At 67.5% G+C, this 15,446-nt stretch carries 13 protein-coding genes and 1 pseudogene; 3 read left to right on the top strand and 11 right to left on the bottom strand.

The features are described 5' to 3' along the window. Nucleotides 1-285: 285 nt before the first annotated feature. The 6 genes and pseudogenes from LPH33_RS12385 to LPH33_RS12360 all read right to left on the bottom strand — a co-directional run. A pseudogene (locus LPH33_RS12385) lies at nucleotides 286-456 on the bottom strand (NAD(P)-binding protein); the annotation flags it as partial. 84 nt (nucleotides 457-540) lie between these two features. Further along, complete coding sequence (locus LPH33_RS12380) at nucleotides 541-1,608, bottom strand: potassium channel family protein (protein WP_024100965.1); 1,068 nt, start codon at nucleotides 1,606-1,608, stop codon at nucleotides 541-543. Nucleotides 1,609-1,730: 122 nt separating this feature from the next. After that, nucleotides 1,731-2,885 carry a carboxylate-amine ligase gene (locus LPH33_RS12375; protein ID WP_229568197.1) on the bottom strand — a complete coding sequence of 385 codons (1,155 nt, stop codon included), beginning with the start codon at nucleotides 2,883-2,885 and terminating at the stop codon, nucleotides 1,731-1,733. 78 nt (nucleotides 2,886-2,963) lie between these two features. Next, nucleotides 2,964-3,374, bottom strand: a complete 411-nt coding sequence (locus LPH33_RS12370) for a LapA family protein (RefSeq protein WP_229568195.1) — start codon at nucleotides 3,372-3,374, stop codon at nucleotides 2,964-2,966. Between the two features lie 56 nt (nucleotides 3,375-3,430). Further along, nucleotides 3,431-4,324, bottom strand: coding sequence for an ABC transporter permease (locus LPH33_RS12365; protein WP_229568193.1), 894 nt, complete (start codon nucleotides 4,322-4,324; stop codon nucleotides 3,431-3,433). Between the two features lies 1 nt (nucleotide 4,325). Beyond that, the gene (locus LPH33_RS12360; protein ID WP_088899182.1) at nucleotides 4,326-5,294 is read right to left on the bottom strand and encodes an ABC transporter ATP-binding protein; all 969 of its coding nucleotides are present in this window, start codon (nucleotides 5,292-5,294) and stop codon (nucleotides 4,326-4,328) included. A gap of 121 nt (nucleotides 5,295-5,415) precedes the next feature. Between LPH33_RS12360 and LPH33_RS12355 the strand changes: the two genes are divergently transcribed. From LPH33_RS12355 to LPH33_RS12345, 3 genes are all read left to right on the top strand, one after another. Continuing rightward, complete coding sequence (locus tag LPH33_RS12355) at nucleotides 5,416-6,558, top strand: sensor histidine kinase (protein ID WP_229568192.1); 1,143 nt, start codon at nucleotides 5,416-5,418, stop codon at nucleotides 6,556-6,558. Further along, the gene (locus LPH33_RS12350; RefSeq protein ID WP_229568190.1) at nucleotides 6,555-7,208 is read left to right on the top strand and encodes a response regulator; all 654 of its coding nucleotides are present in this window, start codon (nucleotides 6,555-6,557) and stop codon (nucleotides 7,206-7,208) included. The genes LPH33_RS12355 and LPH33_RS12350 overlap by 4 nt, the downstream gene beginning before the upstream one ends. A gap of 165 nt (nucleotides 7,209-7,373) precedes the next feature. Then, nucleotides 7,374-8,780: an FAD-binding oxidoreductase gene (locus LPH33_RS12345; RefSeq protein ID WP_229568188.1), complete on the top strand. Its 1,407-nt coding sequence runs from the start codon at nucleotides 7,374-7,376 to the stop codon at nucleotides 8,778-8,780. On the opposite strand, the gene LPH33_RS12340 is transcribed toward LPH33_RS12345, so the two are convergent. The 5 genes from LPH33_RS12340 to LPH33_RS12320 are packed head-to-tail and all read right to left on the bottom strand — an operon-like array spanning nucleotide 8,769 to nucleotide 15,341. Next, nucleotides 8,769-9,218 carry a GMC oxidoreductase gene (locus LPH33_RS12340; RefSeq protein ID WP_160875438.1) on the bottom strand — a complete coding sequence of 150 codons (450 nt, stop codon included), beginning with the start codon at nucleotides 9,216-9,218 and terminating at the stop codon, nucleotides 8,769-8,771. The genes LPH33_RS12345 and LPH33_RS12340 overlap by 12 nt on opposite strands. Nucleotides 9,219-9,270: 52 nt before the next feature. Next, nucleotides 9,271-10,050 carry an enoyl-CoA hydratase family protein gene (locus tag LPH33_RS12335; protein WP_088899186.1) on the bottom strand — a complete coding sequence of 260 codons (780 nt, stop codon included), beginning with the start codon at nucleotides 10,048-10,050 and terminating at the stop codon, nucleotides 9,271-9,273. Then, nucleotides 10,047-12,083, bottom strand: a complete 2,037-nt coding sequence (locus LPH33_RS12330; RefSeq protein WP_229568186.1) for an acetyl/propionyl/methylcrotonyl-CoA carboxylase subunit alpha — start codon at nucleotides 12,081-12,083, stop codon at nucleotides 10,047-10,049. Before LPH33_RS12330 ends, LPH33_RS12335 begins: the two co-directional genes overlap by 4 nt. Before the next feature lie 7 nt (nucleotides 12,084-12,090). After that, nucleotides 12,091-13,689, bottom strand: a complete 1,599-nt coding sequence (locus LPH33_RS12325; RefSeq protein WP_229568184.1) for an acyl-CoA carboxylase subunit beta — start codon at nucleotides 13,687-13,689, stop codon at nucleotides 12,091-12,093. Next, on the bottom strand, nucleotides 13,686-15,341 hold the full coding sequence (locus LPH33_RS12320) for an acyclic terpene utilization AtuA family protein (protein WP_229568324.1): 1,656 nt from the start codon (nucleotides 15,339-15,341) through the stop codon (nucleotides 13,686-13,688). Before LPH33_RS12320 ends, LPH33_RS12325 begins: the two co-directional genes overlap by 4 nt. Nucleotides 15,342-15,446: the final 105 nt, after the last annotated feature.

Raw genomic sequence — 15,446 nt, 5'->3', positions numbered from 1 at the left:
CGCGCGCGAACATCGTTGGGCGCATCAATGATTCGGGTCGTTCGAGAAGATGGACGACTCGCGCGAACGCAGCTCCGATTCGGGGGTCACCGACGCCGGCCCGATACAACAGGCCGAGGTAGGCGTTCATCAGCCTCGTCTGCACAGACCGATCCCCCGCCACGACGGGCATCCGCAGGTCCGACTCGGCAGACATCGACCACGCCTCGTCGAGGATAGGTTCGATTCCGCGCAGGAACCGGTGCGCAAGCGTGTTCTCGTTCCCAGCACAACACTCGCGAAGACATGAGCATGCCGACCCTGCGGCACACCCCACCGGACACTCGGAGCTTCGGGCAACGTGTCGCGCTCGACGACGATCACTCGATCGAAGCGGTCGCTGAGCGCACGCGCGGCCAACAGACCCCCTACTCCGGCACCGATCACTACCGCAGTCGAGTTCCTGATCTCGGTCATGGCTTCAGTGCGTTGTCACAACAGGGCGAGAACCATCCCTCACTCGGGGGGGTAATGCGATCCGAGCTTGCGAGCTGCCTGTTGTCAGTTCGACACCAGACGCACGTACAACAACCGGTCGTCCGCGGCGATGACACCGCTCCCGAAGGAATCGATCCGGATCAACTGTTCGCCACGGACGACGCCGAGCACGATCTCGGGCAACTGGCGTGGCGGGAGGCCGACTTCGTGCGGTGCGACCTCACGTTCGGAGACCGCGAAACCGGCCTCCGGGGTCAGCAGGTCCTCGATCATCTCCACCACCGTGGGCGTAGCGGGAGCCAAACCCAGCAACCGGCCTGCGGTCTCGGCCGAGACCACCACCGTATCGGCGCCGGACTGGCGCAGCACATGGGTGTTCTCCGATTCGCGCACCGCAGCAGCGATGCGTGCCTGCGGGGCGAGCTGGCGCGCGGTGAGGGTGACCAGAACGGCGGTGTCGTCCCGGCTCACGGCCACGATGATCGACGCGGCATGCCGCGCCCCGGCCAGTTGCAGGACATCCGACTTGGTGGCCGAGCCGTGCACGGTGACCAGTCCCTGACGCGACGCGGCGTCCAGACTCATCGGATCGGTGTCGACCACCACGATCTCCGAAGGAGGAAGCCCATCGGCGAGTAGGGCATCGACAGCGCTACGGCCCTTGGTGCCGTAACCGACGACCACGGTGTGACTGCGGGTGCGCCGCCGCCACCGCTGGATCTTGAATGCCTGCCGCGAATCCGCGGTCAGCGCCGACAAGGTGGTACCGACCAACACGATCAGGAAGAACACCCGCAAAGGTGTGATGACCAGGACGTTGATCAGCCGGGCCTGCGGTGTCAGTGGCGCGATGTCGCCGTAACCGGTGGTCGACAGTGAGACGCTGGCGTAGTAGATGCAGTCGAGCAGCGAGAGCGGATTGTCCTGCACGTCGCGGTAGCCGTCCCGACCCAGATACACCACGATCACCGCCACCATCAGCGCCGCCAGGGCGTAACCGATCCGGCGTACGATCGCGCGGCCCGGACTGGTGAGCTCCTGCGGTACGCGCAGTACACCCACAAGCGCGAAGTCGGGACGGTCGGTGAGGGTGTCCGGGCGCCCCAGCGGCACCCGCAACTTACCGGGCATGATCGAACGCACCCATCCTTCGGCCGCTCACCGGACTATCCCCGTCATGCCCGTCAGCTTAGGACGATCTGCTCCCCGATGAACGTCGGTCCGCAAGCGGGGCACCCCGGCTGTCGTGTCGGTCATGACGGACGCAGATCCGGCCCGCAGCCCTCCACAGTGCGTCGCGCCGCGTCGGCAACCACATCGGTGAAGGAACCCCCGCTCTCGAGAATGCGACGCTGCCTGATCGCCCCATTACCTCGATCCAGGGTCCCCGAAAGAGCGTCGTGCACGGAGCGGTAGACGTCGAGTTCCTCCAGGATCGGCCGGACCTGAGCGAGCAGTCGCCGGACCAGGTCGACTGCCGGAACCAACTGCTCAGAGCCGAGATCGACACCGCGCCCGGCCAGACCGTCCCGCGCGGCTCTCCAGCACGCCGCGCGCAGCAGCTCCTGGTCGACCGAGGGCGTCGGCTCACCGCGTTCGATCGATGCCGTCGCCTGGGCGACCAATGCATACACCAAGGTGGCCAGCGTGACGGTCTCCTCGACGGTCGCGGGAACATCCGCGATGCGGATCTCGAGGGTCGGATGATGCGCGGAGATCCGCACATCCCAATAGACCATTCGAGGGTCCAGGATCGTGTCGGTGGTGAGCAGCGATTCGACCGCCGCGTCGTAGTGCGCAGCCGAGGCGCACTGCGGGGGCAGTCCCGCGCTCGGCCAGCGCCCCCATCGCAGGTATCGCCAGCTGGCATAACCGGTGTCCCGACCGTCGGCGAGCGGGGAATTCGCGGTCAGCGCCAGCAGAGTGGGAAGCCACGGACGCAGATGGTTGATCAGCTGGGCCGCGCGGTCACGATCGTCGACACCGATATGCACGTGGCATCCGCAGATCACGCCGTCGGCGACGCCACGATAGTGCTGTGCCATGCGTTGGTAGCGAGGCGTGGCGGTGACCGATCCGCTCGGAGGTTCGAAGATCGGTGTGCCGACCGCTACGAGCCAGCATCCTGCGCGCGCTGCGGCGTCGGCGGCCGTCGCGCGGGAGCGGCGCAGCTCTTCGCGTAGGTCCTGCGGGTGTGCACATACCGCGGTGGCGGTCTCGACCTGACACGGGGAGAGCTCGACCTCGAGCTCGATGCCGAGCGTGCGTCCGGCCGCGAGCACGTCGAGACTGCGCAGGAGGGGACGACCGGTACGGGGATCGACCAGGACGAATTCCTCTTCGACGCCGATCGTGGCCGCCGCCCCGCCGCGCACAGGAGAGGTGTCGGTCGGTCCTGTGGCGGCCATGGCGTTCTCCCCACTCGAGATCTTTCACTCTACGAAGGAAGAGCGGCCGGCGTGGGTGTACTGCAGTCGGGATCCGTCTTACCGGACGGTGCGTGTGCGTTGCCGGTTGGCGGCGTGGCGGAGCTGCAGGATCCGCAGACCCCCGGCGAGTCCGACGATCACCGCTCCGGCGATCGCAGCGAACAGCAGTGCGACACCCAGCGGCAACGAGAAGTCCCACGCGAACAGTTCGAGGGTGACGCTGTCCAGGTTCTGCAGGATGAACACCATCAGCAACAGCAGGATCAACACACCGACGATCAGGGCGGTCCACAACGCCCCGGTGCGGGTGCCTCTGATGCCTTTGCCCCGGGCGACGTCGGGATGCAGCCTGCTGGGAGCGTCCGGATCCGGTGTCGCCCCGGATGGGGGTACCGGAGTATCGCTACGTCGCGCGGGCGGCGAGAAGTCGGGGTTCGGATCACCGGGGCCCCTCGAGCTGGTCGTCATGCTCGATCGGGTACCCCGGCCCTGTTCCGGTTATCCCACCGGCAGAATCTTCGCGGTCAGTTCACGTCCCGGCTCCGGACCAGAATCCCTGCGGTTACGACCGCGACGACGATGTAGGCCGTCACGGTGATGAGTGCCCTCGGTCCCGAGATCACATCCACCACCCCGGGTGTGCCCTCCCCTCCCCCGGTGACCGCTCCGACGAGCGATCCGGCTGCGGTTCCTGGCAGGAAGGCCGTCACGTCCTCGACGAGCTGCAGCGCGGAGCCGACGCCTCTCAGCAGATTCTCGACGACGAGCGTCCACACCAGACCCAGGCCGACCGACAGCGCCGCACTGCGGGCGTAGGTGCCGAGCGCGAAGCCGATCGTTCCCCACATCATGAACACGAGGTACGCCGTACCCGCGGAGCGAAGAAATGTGCCGGCGGACGGCATCGTGAGCGGTTGTGATTCGATCGCGGCGAGCGAGACGGACACGATCGTGCACAGCGCAGCGGTGACGACCACCATCGCGGCAACGATCACCGCAAGCGCGAGCAGGGCGCCGATCGTGGGGCGCAGACGGCCATGGGTGAACACGGTCTTCCACGTCCCCCAGCTGTATCCGTTCCCGGCGATGAGGGCACCCAGGACGAGTACGAGCGCGCCACCGAACAACGGTGTGCCCTGAACCAGGACGTCGGGGATCGATTCGGGCAGGACGCTCTGCAGCAACGCTTCGGTCGGCTCCCCTTCCGTGGAGAACCCGGCCGTCCCGGTCGTGTAGGAGACGTACGGGAACACGTAGCCGAAAACCATCGCGAGCAGGAACCACGTTCCGACGGTCGCCCACATCGCCGGCCATGCACGCAACCGGTACAGCTCGGCACGCAAGCTCCGAGCAACGGTGTTGTGCCGTGCGGCAAGTGAGGTGGAATCGGAGTGCGAACGGAGTGTCGAGGCGGACATGTCACGCCCCCTTCGTGGGTGTGGAACCAGTGGTCATTTCGAAGAACACGTCCTCGAGGGTGCGTTCGGCCGGTCCGACCGACGACACATCCACGCCGTCGGCAACGAGCGCGCGGACGACCTCGGGGGCGCGATCGGGCGGCAGATCCAACAGCACCGAGTCGCCGTCGATTTCGAACCCGTTCTCTCCGGCGAGATCCGATGCGATCGAGACCACCCGATGCACGGGCGTGCCGCGAACCTTCAGCACCGCGTCGCCGAGCAGGGTGGAGACGGTCGATTCGCGCACCAGGCGCCCGTTCGCGATCACACCGACGCGGTCGCAGATCTCCTGGACCTCGCCGAGCAGATGACTCGACAGAATCACCGTGTGCCCGGACCGCGCGAGTTCGACGATGAGAGCCCGCATGTCGGCCATGCCGCTCGGGTCGAGCCCGTTCGTGGGTTCGTCGAGCACGATCAACTCCGGGTCGCCGAGCAGGGCCGCGGCCACTCCGAGACGTTGCTTCATCCCCAGCGAGTACGACTTGTACGCGTCACCGCCGCGGTGGACGAGGCCGACCCGAGCCAGCACCTCCTCGACGGATCGGTCGCTCAGCCCACGGTGGCGTGCGAGGGTGCGGAGGTTCCCTCGTCCCGACAGGTACGGGAAGAAGCCGGGACCTTCGATGAGAGCGCCCGTGGACGCTGATGCTTCGCGCGATCCGGCCGGCTTGCCGAGAACCCGGACGGATCCGGAGGTCGGGTGGATCAGGCCGAGGATCATGCGGAGTGTGGTGGTCTTCCCGGCGCCGTTGGGCCCGAGGAATCCGTAGATCTCGCCACGTCGGACGGTCATGTCGACGGAGTCGGCGGCGGCGCGGTCGCCGTAGCGTTTGGTCAGGGCCGAGGTCTCCACGACGATGTCGGTCTCGGTGGAGTGCACCCGGCCGGGCGGGTCGGTGGTGGTGATTCGGGTGTCTTCGGTCATGCTCCGATCGTGGTCAGGAAAGGCGCCGTCGTCGTCCGCCGACGGGCGTGATCGAGCTACGCAGAATTGCGTAGAGAATGCGCACCGCGTCGATCGGCCGGCGCGGCTAGCGTCGAAAGATGTGGGAATCGATCACAGCCGTGCGGTCGCCGACCCGGTGATGCGGCGCGTCGGGTTCGCGGTCACTCTCGCTGCCCTGGTCACCGTGGCGACGCTCGGGGCGAACAGCATGCGACCGCTGCCCGCCATGATCGGTGCGGGGGTACTCGCAGCGGCATGCGTCGGGGTCGCGCTGACCGCTCCCAGATGGCCCCGAACAGCCCTGATCGCGGCTCCTGCACTCGTGGGCTTGTACTTCGCGACGGGCGGCGCCGACGGGCCGATCTTCCTCCTACCCGCACTGACGGCGTTCGGTGCGGCGAGTGTGAGGCCGGTCCGAGAGCTCACTACCCCGGGCCTCATCGCAGGTCTCGTGCTGGTCGCCGGGATGACGGCGCGGGTCGTCGTCACCGGATATCCCGCATGGGTCGCGATGTGGCAGACGCTCGGCACCGCGGCCCTCGCCGTCGCCGCCGCTGCGGTGGGCTTCTGGCGGTCGGCGCGGCGGGATGCGAACGCCGAACGGGTCCGCCGCGCCGCGACCGAGGAACAACTACGGATCGCCCGCGACCTGCACGACGGCGTCGGGCACGGACTCGCAGTGATCGCGATGCAGGCCGGCGTCGCACTGCACGTGCTCGAGCGCGATCCCGACGCGGTGCGGGACGCGCTGGTCGCCATCCGCGACACGAGTCGCGATGCGCTCGGTGAGCTGCGCGCCGAACTCACGACCCTCACCGGAGACACCGCCGAGCGCCGCCCGCAACGCGGTCTCGCCGACCTGCCGGTCCTCGTCGACCGGATCCGGGCTGCCGGACTCGACGTCGACGTGAAGGTGCCGGCGCGTCGACTGCCCGCCGACGTCGATCACGTCGCGTACTCGATCGTCGCGGAGGCGATGACCAACGTTCTGCGGCACGCGCGAGCAAATACGGTGATCGTCGAAATCGCGTGTGAAGGGCAGACGGTGACCGTGCGGGTCGCCGACGATGGGCGCGGCCGCGCGACGGACGCATCCACCGGCGGACTCGGACTTCGTGCGATGGAGGATCGCGCGGCAGCCCTCGGCGGAACGCTCGTCGCCGAGCCCGGACCCGATCGCGGATTCGTGGTGCGGGCGGTGCTCCCCGTCGGTGCGTCCGAGCGTGTGGAGGACTCGCTGTGACCATCCGGGTGGTGCTCGTCGACGATCAGGCCCTCGTCCGGGTGGGCCTGCGGACGTTGTTCGCTTCCGAACCGGATATCGAGGTCGTCGGCGAGGCGGCCGGCGGCATAGAAGCACTCGCAGTCGTGGCGCACACCCGCCCCGACGTCGTTCTGTGCGACATCCGGATGCCCGCACCGGACGGTCTCGAGGTGTTGCGCCGGATCACCGCCGACCCTGCGCTGCGAGATGTCCGCGTCGTGATGCTCACGACCTTCGAGTTGGACGAATACGTCTTCGAGGCATTGCATGCCGGCGCGAGCGGATTCCTGCTCAAGGACGCGGAGCCGACGGCCCTGCTCGATGCAGTGCGCATCGTCGCCGACGGCGGATCGCTGCTCGCACCGTCGGTCACCCGGCGCGTGATCGAGCACTTCGTCCACACGCAGGACACCGCGCAACCGCACCCCCGGATCGGGGAACTCACGGCGCGGGAACGTGAGGTCGTCGCGTGGGTCGCGACGGGGCGCTCGAACAAGGAGATCGCCGACGAGCTGGTCGTCAGCCCCGACATCGTGCGCACGCACGTCTCGCGCGCGATGCTCAAACTCGGCGCTCGCGACCGGGCACAGCTGGTCGTGTTCGCGATCCGATCGGGCCTGCAGCCGTGACGGCGCCGGTTCTCTCCGAACAGCAAGCGACTCCGCATAAACAGCGCTCATCTACCCGGCACGAGGTCGGCAGGAGCCCTGGACAAGGGTCCTAAAATTATCGGTATCACCGCCCCGGAATCAGGGGCGACGAGCGGTTTCCGTCCGTCTGCGTCGGGAGGCAGCATGCCCAACACCACCAGCGACGATCTCGAAACCCTGCGCAGTGCGATGCAAGGGGTGGTGCTCGGACCCGGCGACGACGGGTACCACGAGGCACGCCGCGTCTGGAATGCCGACATCGATCGTCGGCCGGCTGCGATCGCCCGGTGCCGCAGCATCGACGATGTGAAAGCCGCGGTCGCCTTCGCGCTCGAACACGACCTGGAACTCGCAGTGCGCGGCGGCGCGCACAGCGGCGCGGGGGCCTCGGTGGTCGACGACGGCCTCGTCGTCGATCTCGGTGCCCTCAACAAGGTGACCGTCGACCCGGTGAACCGATTGGCACGGGTAGAAGGTGGCGCTCTGCTGAGCGATGTCGACGCCGCCACCCAGGTGCACGGATTGGCTGTGCCGGCGGGGCTGATCAGTCACACCGGAATCGGGGGCCTGACTCTGGGCGGTGGCATGGGTTGGCTCACCCGGCGCGCCGGATTGACCATCGACAACCTCGAGTCCGCCCGCATGGTCACCGCCGACGGCCGACTCCTACATGTGACGGCGCATGAGAATCCGGATCTGTTCTGGGCGATCCGCGGTGGGGGTGGCAACTTCGGCGTGGTTACCGAATTCGAGTTCCGATTGCACGAGGTCGGTCCCCTCGTCTCGGTCGGTCTACTGTTCTGGGAGCTCGAACACGGCCCGCAGGTCCTGCGGCTCGCCCGGGACACCATCGAAACCCTTCCCCGCGACTTCAATATCGTCATCGCCGCGCTCAATGCTCCACCGGCGCCCTTCGTCCCCGAGCAGTACCACCTGCGCCCCGGCTACGCGCTGATCGTCGTCGGGTTCGGCGCCCTTGAAGCGCACGAGGAGCTTGTGGCACGGCTCCGCAGTGCTCTGCCCCCGCTGTTCGACTTCGCCACCCCGATGCCCTTCGCCGATGTGCAGAAGCTGTTCGACGAGGCCAACGCCTGGGGTTTTCACACCTACGACACGGGCTGCTATCTCGACAGTCTCTCCGACGACGCCATCGCCGCGGTCGTCGAGCATGTCCCACAAAGGAACTCACCGCTGTCCGCGCTGCTGTTCTACCGCCTGGACGGCGCGTACTGCGAGGTCGCGGACGACGACACCGCATTCGGCGGTACCCGCACGCCCCGCTTCGCTGTCTTCTTCGCCTCGATCTGCCCCGCCCCGGACCTGCTGCCCGGCGAACGGTCCTGGGCGCGCGAGTTCTGCCGGGATCTCGGCCGGCAGTCGGCACTGTCCGGGGCGTACGTGAACGTGATGAGTGAAGCCGACACCGAACAGACGCACGGTACCTACGGTGACAACAAGTATGCGCGCCTGGCCGCGGTCAAGGCAAAATACGATCCCGGCAATGTCTTTCATCGAAACGTCAACATCACCCCGGTGAGTTCACCGACCTGAACCGACCGATCCCACGAGGCGATCGACGGCCCGACCGATTCTACGAGAAGGAATCGGCGCAGCGTTCGCCGAACATGACGGATGGGGCGTTGAGTCGGCACGCGGAATCCGAGGCAGAACCGAGACGTCGGCGACGCGCAGGCTCTCGACTCCACGAACACGGCGTTTCTCGTCGAGGGGACTGTCGGCCTCGCTGCCCATCGCGACACTGCACGACGGATGATTCATCGTCATCGCGGTGCTCCTGAGGTGCATCTCGAGATCCGTGCCGGGGCCGGGAAGAAGTTCGCGCTCGACGTTGGACGCGATCGGCTCGGTCGCGATGATCTCGCGCGTCCGCTCGAATGCCGGTACGAGCGCGTCCACGTCGCCGCGTTCGACCAGGAGGTTCGTCCGGATGGCCCGCGGAGTCGCGGGATCGGATGAGCGGATCAGCACGGTTCCTCGACTCTCGGGCGTCCAGTACGAAGACAACTCGAGTGACACACTCTCACCGAATGTCCCACCACGGGCGCCGCTTCTGCAGGAACGCTGTCATCCCCTCCGCGGCTTCCTCAGAGCCGAACATCCGTGCCGAACGTGCTGCCAGGTCATCTCCGTAACGATCGAAATCCTCGAGGATCCGCTGCGTGACGAGGCGTTTCGATTCGGCCAGACCCTGCGGTGAGCATGCACGGATCTCCGCGAGTAACTCCACCAGGACAGCTCCGGCATCGGCCACCGAGAGGGTGACGAGACCCTCGGAACATGCCTCCTCGGGACCGAACCGTTCGCCGGTCAGGAAGTACCGTGCAGCCGCGCGCGGCGACAATCGCGGGAGCACGGTCAAGGAGATGATCGAGGCGGCCAGACCGAGCCGTGCCTCGGTGAGCGCGAACGTCGACGCCGGCCCGGCGACCACGATGTCGCAGGCACCGATCAGCCCCATGCCGCCGGCGCGGACGTGCCCGTCGAGGCGGGCCAGGACCGGCTTGGGGAGCTCCAGGATCTGCCGGAGCAAGGCCGTCATGTCGCGGGTGCGTGCGGCAGCCGTCTCCTGCGCGGATCCGGAAGACCCGCTCAGATCTGCTCCGGCGCAGAACGTTCCACCGGTGTGGGTGAGGACGACCGCGCGGACGTCGGGGTCGGCGGCCGCGTCGGCGAGTCCGCCGCTCAGTTGGGTCAGCAGCGGTACGGACAGGGCGTTGCGGTTGTGCGGGGAGTCGAGGGTCAGTGTCGCAGCGCCGTGGTCGACGGCGTAGCGCACCACCACCGGATCGGGTTCGGTCATGACAACTCCTCGATGTGGTTGCCCCCTTCGCTGTCGGGACTCTCGACCAGTGCGGACACGTCGTGCGGGGTGACGACAGCGAGGACGGTGCCGACGGCGACCTGATCGCCGACTTCGACGGCGAGCGTCGTGAGCGTGCCGGCAGTGGGTGCGGTGACGGTGTGCTCCATCTTCATCGCTTCGAGCCACACGAGAGGTTGGCCCGTGTCCACCACATCGCCGACGGCCGCGCCGAGCCGGATCACCGATCCCGGCATGGGTGCGAGCAGTGATCCTTCAGCAATTCGGGCGGTGGGGTCCACGAAGCGCGGCACCGCGGTCAGGCGCACCGGTCCGAGTGACGAGTCGACGTGCACCGCGTCGCCGTATCGCGCCACAGCGAAATGCCGGCGGACACCGTCGACGTCCACAACCACGCGATCCGGTGTGAAGCCGACGACGCCGAGGTCGTCACGGCCGTCGACGTGGACACCGTCGCGCGTGAGCCGGTAGCGCACGTCGTGGTCGTTGTGGACGCCCGTGAATCGTTTGACCTGCGGCTGCGAGGGCAGATTCCGCCATCCCGAGGGCAGGCCCGCATTCACCGTGGCAGCGGCGCGATTGGTGGCCGACTCCGCCAGAGCAGCGGCGATCGCGGAGAGTGCTTCCGCGTGCGCTGAGGCGAGCGGGGCGGACAGTTCCGTGAGTCCGTGGGTGTCGAAGAAGGCGGTGTCGGTCTCCCCCGCACGGAAGGCGGGGTGTTTCAGCACCGCGACGAGGAGGTCCCGGTTGGTGACGATGCCGTGGATCTCGGTGCGCGTCAGCGTCGACGCCAGCAGACGCACCGCCCGGTCGCGGGTAGGCGCGTACGAGATGACCTTGGCGAGCATCGCGTCGTAGTGGACCCCGACCTCCGATCCCGCGACGACACCCGAGTCGACGCGCACACCGGTGCGCCGGAGCACGTCGAACTCGCGTGCCTCGTGCGGCAGCGCGAAACGGTGCAGGGTGCCGGACTGCGGTTGCCAGTCCCGGCCAGGGTCCTCGGCGTAGAGCCTGGCTTCCACCGAGTGGCCGTGCACGGGTGGCGGTTCGGGGTCGAGAGGGTCACCGTCGGCGATGCGGAACTGGAGGTCGACGAGATCGAGCCCGGTCGTGCATTCGGTGACGGGATGCTCGACCTGCAGGCGCGTGTTCATCTCCAGGAAGTGGAACTGCCCCGAGCGGTCCGCGAGAAACTCGACGGTGCCGGCACCCTCGTACCCGATGGCCTGGGCAGCGCGCCGGGCGGCGTCGAACAGGCGTGGACGCATCCCCTCGATCGCGTCGACGAGCGGCGAGGGGGCTTCCTCGATCACCTTCTGGTGGCGACGTTGGATCGAGCATTCGCGTTCGCCCACCGCCCACACCGTGCCGTAGTGGTCCGCGAGGATCTGGACCTCGACGTGCCGCCCGTTCTCGAGATACCGCTCGCAGAACACCGTCGGGTCGCCGAACGCCGACGCGGCCTCCCGGCGGGCAGCATCGAGTTGCCCCTGCAGGTCGGCCAATGTCCGCACCACCCGCATTCCGCGCCCTCCACCGCCGGCGGATGCCTTGACGAGCACCGGGAGATCGGCGTCGGTGATGTCGGCGGGGTGGAGTTCGGCGAGAACCGGGACACCGGCGTCGGTCATGATCTTCTTGGCCTCGACCTTCGAGCCCATCCGTTCGATCGACTCGGGGCGCGGTCCGATCCAGATCAACCCAGCGTCGAGCACCGTACGCGCGAATCCGGCGTTCTCGGAAAGGAATCCGTAACCCGGATGGACCGCATCGGCACCCGCCGCCAACGCTGCCGCGACGATCTTCTTCGCGTCGAGGTAGGTCTCGGAAGGGGTGACTCCCGCAAGTCGCACGGCGGCATCGGCGTCGCCGACATGCGGACTGTTCGCGTCGGCATCGGAGAACACCGCGATCGCCCCGAGTCCGGCCCGACGACACGACGCGAACACGCGGCGGGCGATCTCCCCGCGATTCGCCACGAGCACCGTGGTGATGGTCGATTCGGTCACGGGAACCTCACATCCGGAAGACGCCGAAGGATTCGGCACCTCTGATCGGGGCGGTGGCAACAGCCGACAAGCACAGTCCCAGCACGGTGCGGGTATCGCGGGGGTCGATGATGCCGTCGTCGTAGAGACGACCGGACAGGAACATCGGCAGTGATTCGGCTTCGATCTGGTTCTCGACGGCCGCGCGCATCGCCTCGTCGGCGGCTTCGTCGAAGGCCTGGCCGCGCGCCTGCGCCGCTGCGCGGCCCACGAGAGAGATGACCCCGGCCAGTTGGGCACCGCCCATGACCGCAGATTTGGCGCTGGGCCACGCGAACAGGAACCGCGGATCGAAGGCACGTCCGCACATGCCGTAGTGACCGGCGCCGTAGGACGCGCCGATCAGGATGGAGATGTGCGGCACCGTCGAGTTGGCGACCGCGTTGATCATCATCGCCCCGTGCTTGATCATGCCGCGTTCCTCGTATTCCCGACCCACCATGTACCCGGTGGTGTTGTGCAGGAACAACAGCGGCGTATCGGCACGGTTCGCGAGTTGGATGAACTGCGCCGCCTTCTGGGACTCCTCGTTGAACAGCACGCCGCGCGCATTGGCGAGAATCCCGATCGGATAGCCGTGCACCTGTGCCCACCCGGTCACCAGCGACGACCCGTAGAGCGGTTTGAACTCGTCGAAGTCGGAATCGTCGACGACGCGGGCGATGACCTCACGCGGATCGAAGGGTTGCCGAAGATCCTCGGGGACGATCCCGAGCAGCTCCTCGGCGTCGTACCGCGGTTCGCGTACGTCCGTCCGGGGTGCCGGGCCGGCCTTGCGGTGGTTGAGGCGTCGCATGATGCTGCGACCGATGCGCACCGCGTCCTGTTCGTCGACCGCGAAGTGGTCGGCCAGACCCGAGATACGCGCGTGCATCTCGGCGCCGCCGAGTGACTCGTCGTCGGATTCCTCACCGGTGGCCATCTTCACCAGCGGCGGGCCGGCGAGGAACACCTTCGACCGCTTCTCGATCATCACGACGTGGTCGGACATGCCGGGGATGTATGCGCCGCCGGCGGTCGAATTGCCGAAGACCACTGCGATCGTGGGGATGCCTGCCGCCGACAACCGGGTCAGATCGCGGAAGAGCCGGCCACCGGGAATGAACACTTCCTTCTGCGTCGGAAGATCCGCGCCACCGGATTCGACGAGGGAGATCAGCGGCATCCGGTTCTGCAGCGCGATGTCGTCGGCGCGCAATGTCTTGCGAAGCGTCCACGGATTACTGGTTCCCCCGCGCACGGTGGGGTCGGTGGCCACGATGACACATTCGACGCCTTCGACCACGCCGATGCCCGTGACGACGCTGCCGCCGACGGGAAACTCGGTGCCCCAGGCCGCGAGCGGTGAGAGCTCGAGGAACGGCGAGTCGGGGTCGAGGAGCAGTTCGATCCTCTCCCGCGCAAGCAACTTGCCTCGGTCGTGGTGTCGCCGGACGTACTTTTCTCCCCCGCCGGCGAGGGCCCCGCCGTGTTCTGTGTCGAGTTCGGCCAGGCGAGCACGCATCGTCTCGGCGGCTGCGCCGTACTCGGTGGAGCCGGGATCGAGGGTCGAGATCAAGGTGCTCACGTGTGCTTCTCCAGCAGGACGGTGGGGATATCGATGTATCTCGCGCGCAACCATTCACCGAGGCCCTTGGCCTGGGGGTCGAAGCGGGCACGGGAGGCGACGCCGCGACCGAGAATTCCCTCGATCACGAAGTTCACGGCTCGCAGGTTCGGGAGCAGATGACGCGTGACGGACAAGGGTTCGATCTCGGGGAGCAGACCCTTCAGCGTGTCGACGGTGAGAGTGTTTGCAAGCCATTGCCATTCGACGTCGGATCGGACCCACACCCCGATGTTGGCGTCACCGCCCTTGTCGCCGCTGCGGGCACCGGCGATCGTGCCGAGCGGAACGCGACGAGTATGTCCGGGCGACAGCGGCGCGGGCACACTCGGGTCCGGCAACGGTTCGAGCGCCCGGGTGGTCGCCGCGGCCGGGATGTCGACGCGGGCGCCGTCGGGCATTACCGCGACGTGCGGCACGCGCGTCGCTTCGACGTACTCGGCCGTGTAGACACCGTAGGCGGTGCCCGGACCGGGCGGAGCGGTGACGAAGAACCCGGGATAGCTGGCAAGGGCGAACTCGACGGCCGTGGAGGTGAATGCGCGTCCGACGACGTCGGGGTCAGGATCGCGCGCAGTGCAGCGCAGCAGAGCGCTCGCGGTTTCCTCGGTGTCGGCATCGGCACGGTCGGTGCGGGCGAGAGTCCATTCGAGTTCGGCAGGCCGTCTCGGCAGGTCCGATTCCATCTGAGATCGCACCAACTGGGCCTTCGCGTCGATGTCGAGTCCGGTCAGGACGAAGACGACCTCGTTGTAGAACCCGGCGAGCGCGTTGAGACACACCTTCAGGGTCGGTGGGGGCGGCTCGCCCTTCACCCCGGTGATGCGGACACGATCGGGTGCTTCCCGGCTCAGCGTGACAGTGTCGATGCGCGCGGTGACGTCGGGGTTCGCGTAGCGTCCGCCCGTCACCTCGTACAGCAGTTGTGCGGTGACCGTGCCGACGGTGACGGCTCCTCCCGTGCCCGGGTGCTTCGTGATCGTCGCCGCGCCATCGGCCTCGATCTCAGCGATGGGGAATCCGGGGCGGACGAGGTCATCGAGTTCGGTGAAGAACGCATAGTTTCCGCCGGTGGCCTGGGTACCGCATTCGATGATGTGACCGGCGACAACAGCACCCGCGAGTGCGTCGAAGTCTTCGGGTGCCCAACCGAAGTGGGCGGCGGCGGGACCGACGATCACCGATGCGTCGGTGACGCGCCCGGTCACGACGATATCGGCTCCGGCATCGAGGCACCGCGCGATGCCCCATGCACCGAGATACGCGTTGGCGGTCAGCGGGCGCGGGTCGGCGTCGAAACCGAACTCGTCGATGCGAGCGAGGAGATCGTCGCCTTCGACGTGGGCGATGCGTGGTGACAGACCGAGCCGATCCGCAACCGTGCGCAGCGCCGAGGCCAGACCCGCAGGGTTGAGACCTCCGGCGTTCGCGACGATCTGCACCCCCTTGTCGAGGGCGAGACCCATGCAGTCCTCGGCCTGCCGCAGGAACGTCTTGGCGTAACCGAGCTCCGGATTCTTCAGACGGTCGCGGCCGAGGATGAGCATCGTCAGTTCGGCGAGGTAGTCGCCGGTCATATAGTCGAGTTCGCCGCCTTCGAGCATCTCGCGCATCGCCGACAGACGGTCGCCGTAGAAACCGGAGCAGTTGCCGATTCGCACGACGCGGTTCACGCGATCCGCTCCTGGACCGGTTTGCGTGCCCGCTGAAGAACGAGC

This window comes from Rhodococcus sp. RDE2 (assembly GCF_020885655.1).
Taxonomy (GTDB): domain Bacteria; phylum Actinomycetota; class Actinomycetes; order Mycobacteriales; family Mycobacteriaceae; genus Rhodococcus; species Rhodococcus pyridinivorans.
Note: the sequence above shows the minus strand (reverse complement) of the source record. Positions and strands in the feature narration are given on the sequence as shown.

Excerpts from the sequence above, each read along its gene's own strand:
- LPH33_RS12380 (WP_024100965.1), bottom strand. The coding sequence starts at position 1,608 with ATGCCCGGTAAGTTGCGGGTGCCGCTGGGGCGCCCGGACACCCTCACC.
- LPH33_RS12375 (WP_229568197.1), bottom strand. The coding sequence starts at position 2,885 with ATGGCCGCCACAGGACCGACCGACACCTCTCCTGTGCGCGGCGGGGCG.
- LPH33_RS12370 (WP_229568195.1), bottom strand. The coding sequence starts at position 3,374 with ATGACGACCAGCTCGAGGGGCCCCGGTGATCCGAACCCCGACTTCTCG.
- LPH33_RS12365 (WP_229568193.1), bottom strand. The coding sequence starts at position 4,324 with ATGTCCGCCTCGACACTCCGTTCGCACTCCGATTCCACCTCACTTGCC.
- LPH33_RS12360 (WP_088899182.1), bottom strand. The coding sequence starts at position 5,294 with ATGACCGAAGACACCCGAATCACCACCACCGACCCGCCCGGCCGGGTG.
- LPH33_RS12345 (WP_229568188.1), top strand. The coding sequence starts at position 7,374 with ATGCCCAACACCACCAGCGACGATCTCGAAACCCTGCGCAGTGCGATG.
- LPH33_RS12335 (WP_088899186.1), bottom strand. The coding sequence starts at position 10,050 with ATGACCGAACCCGATCCGGTGGTGGTGCGCTACGCCGTCGACCACGGC.
- LPH33_RS12320 (WP_229568324.1), bottom strand. The coding sequence starts at position 15,341 with ATGCGCGAGATGCTCGAAGGCGGCGAACTCGACTATATGACCGGCGAC.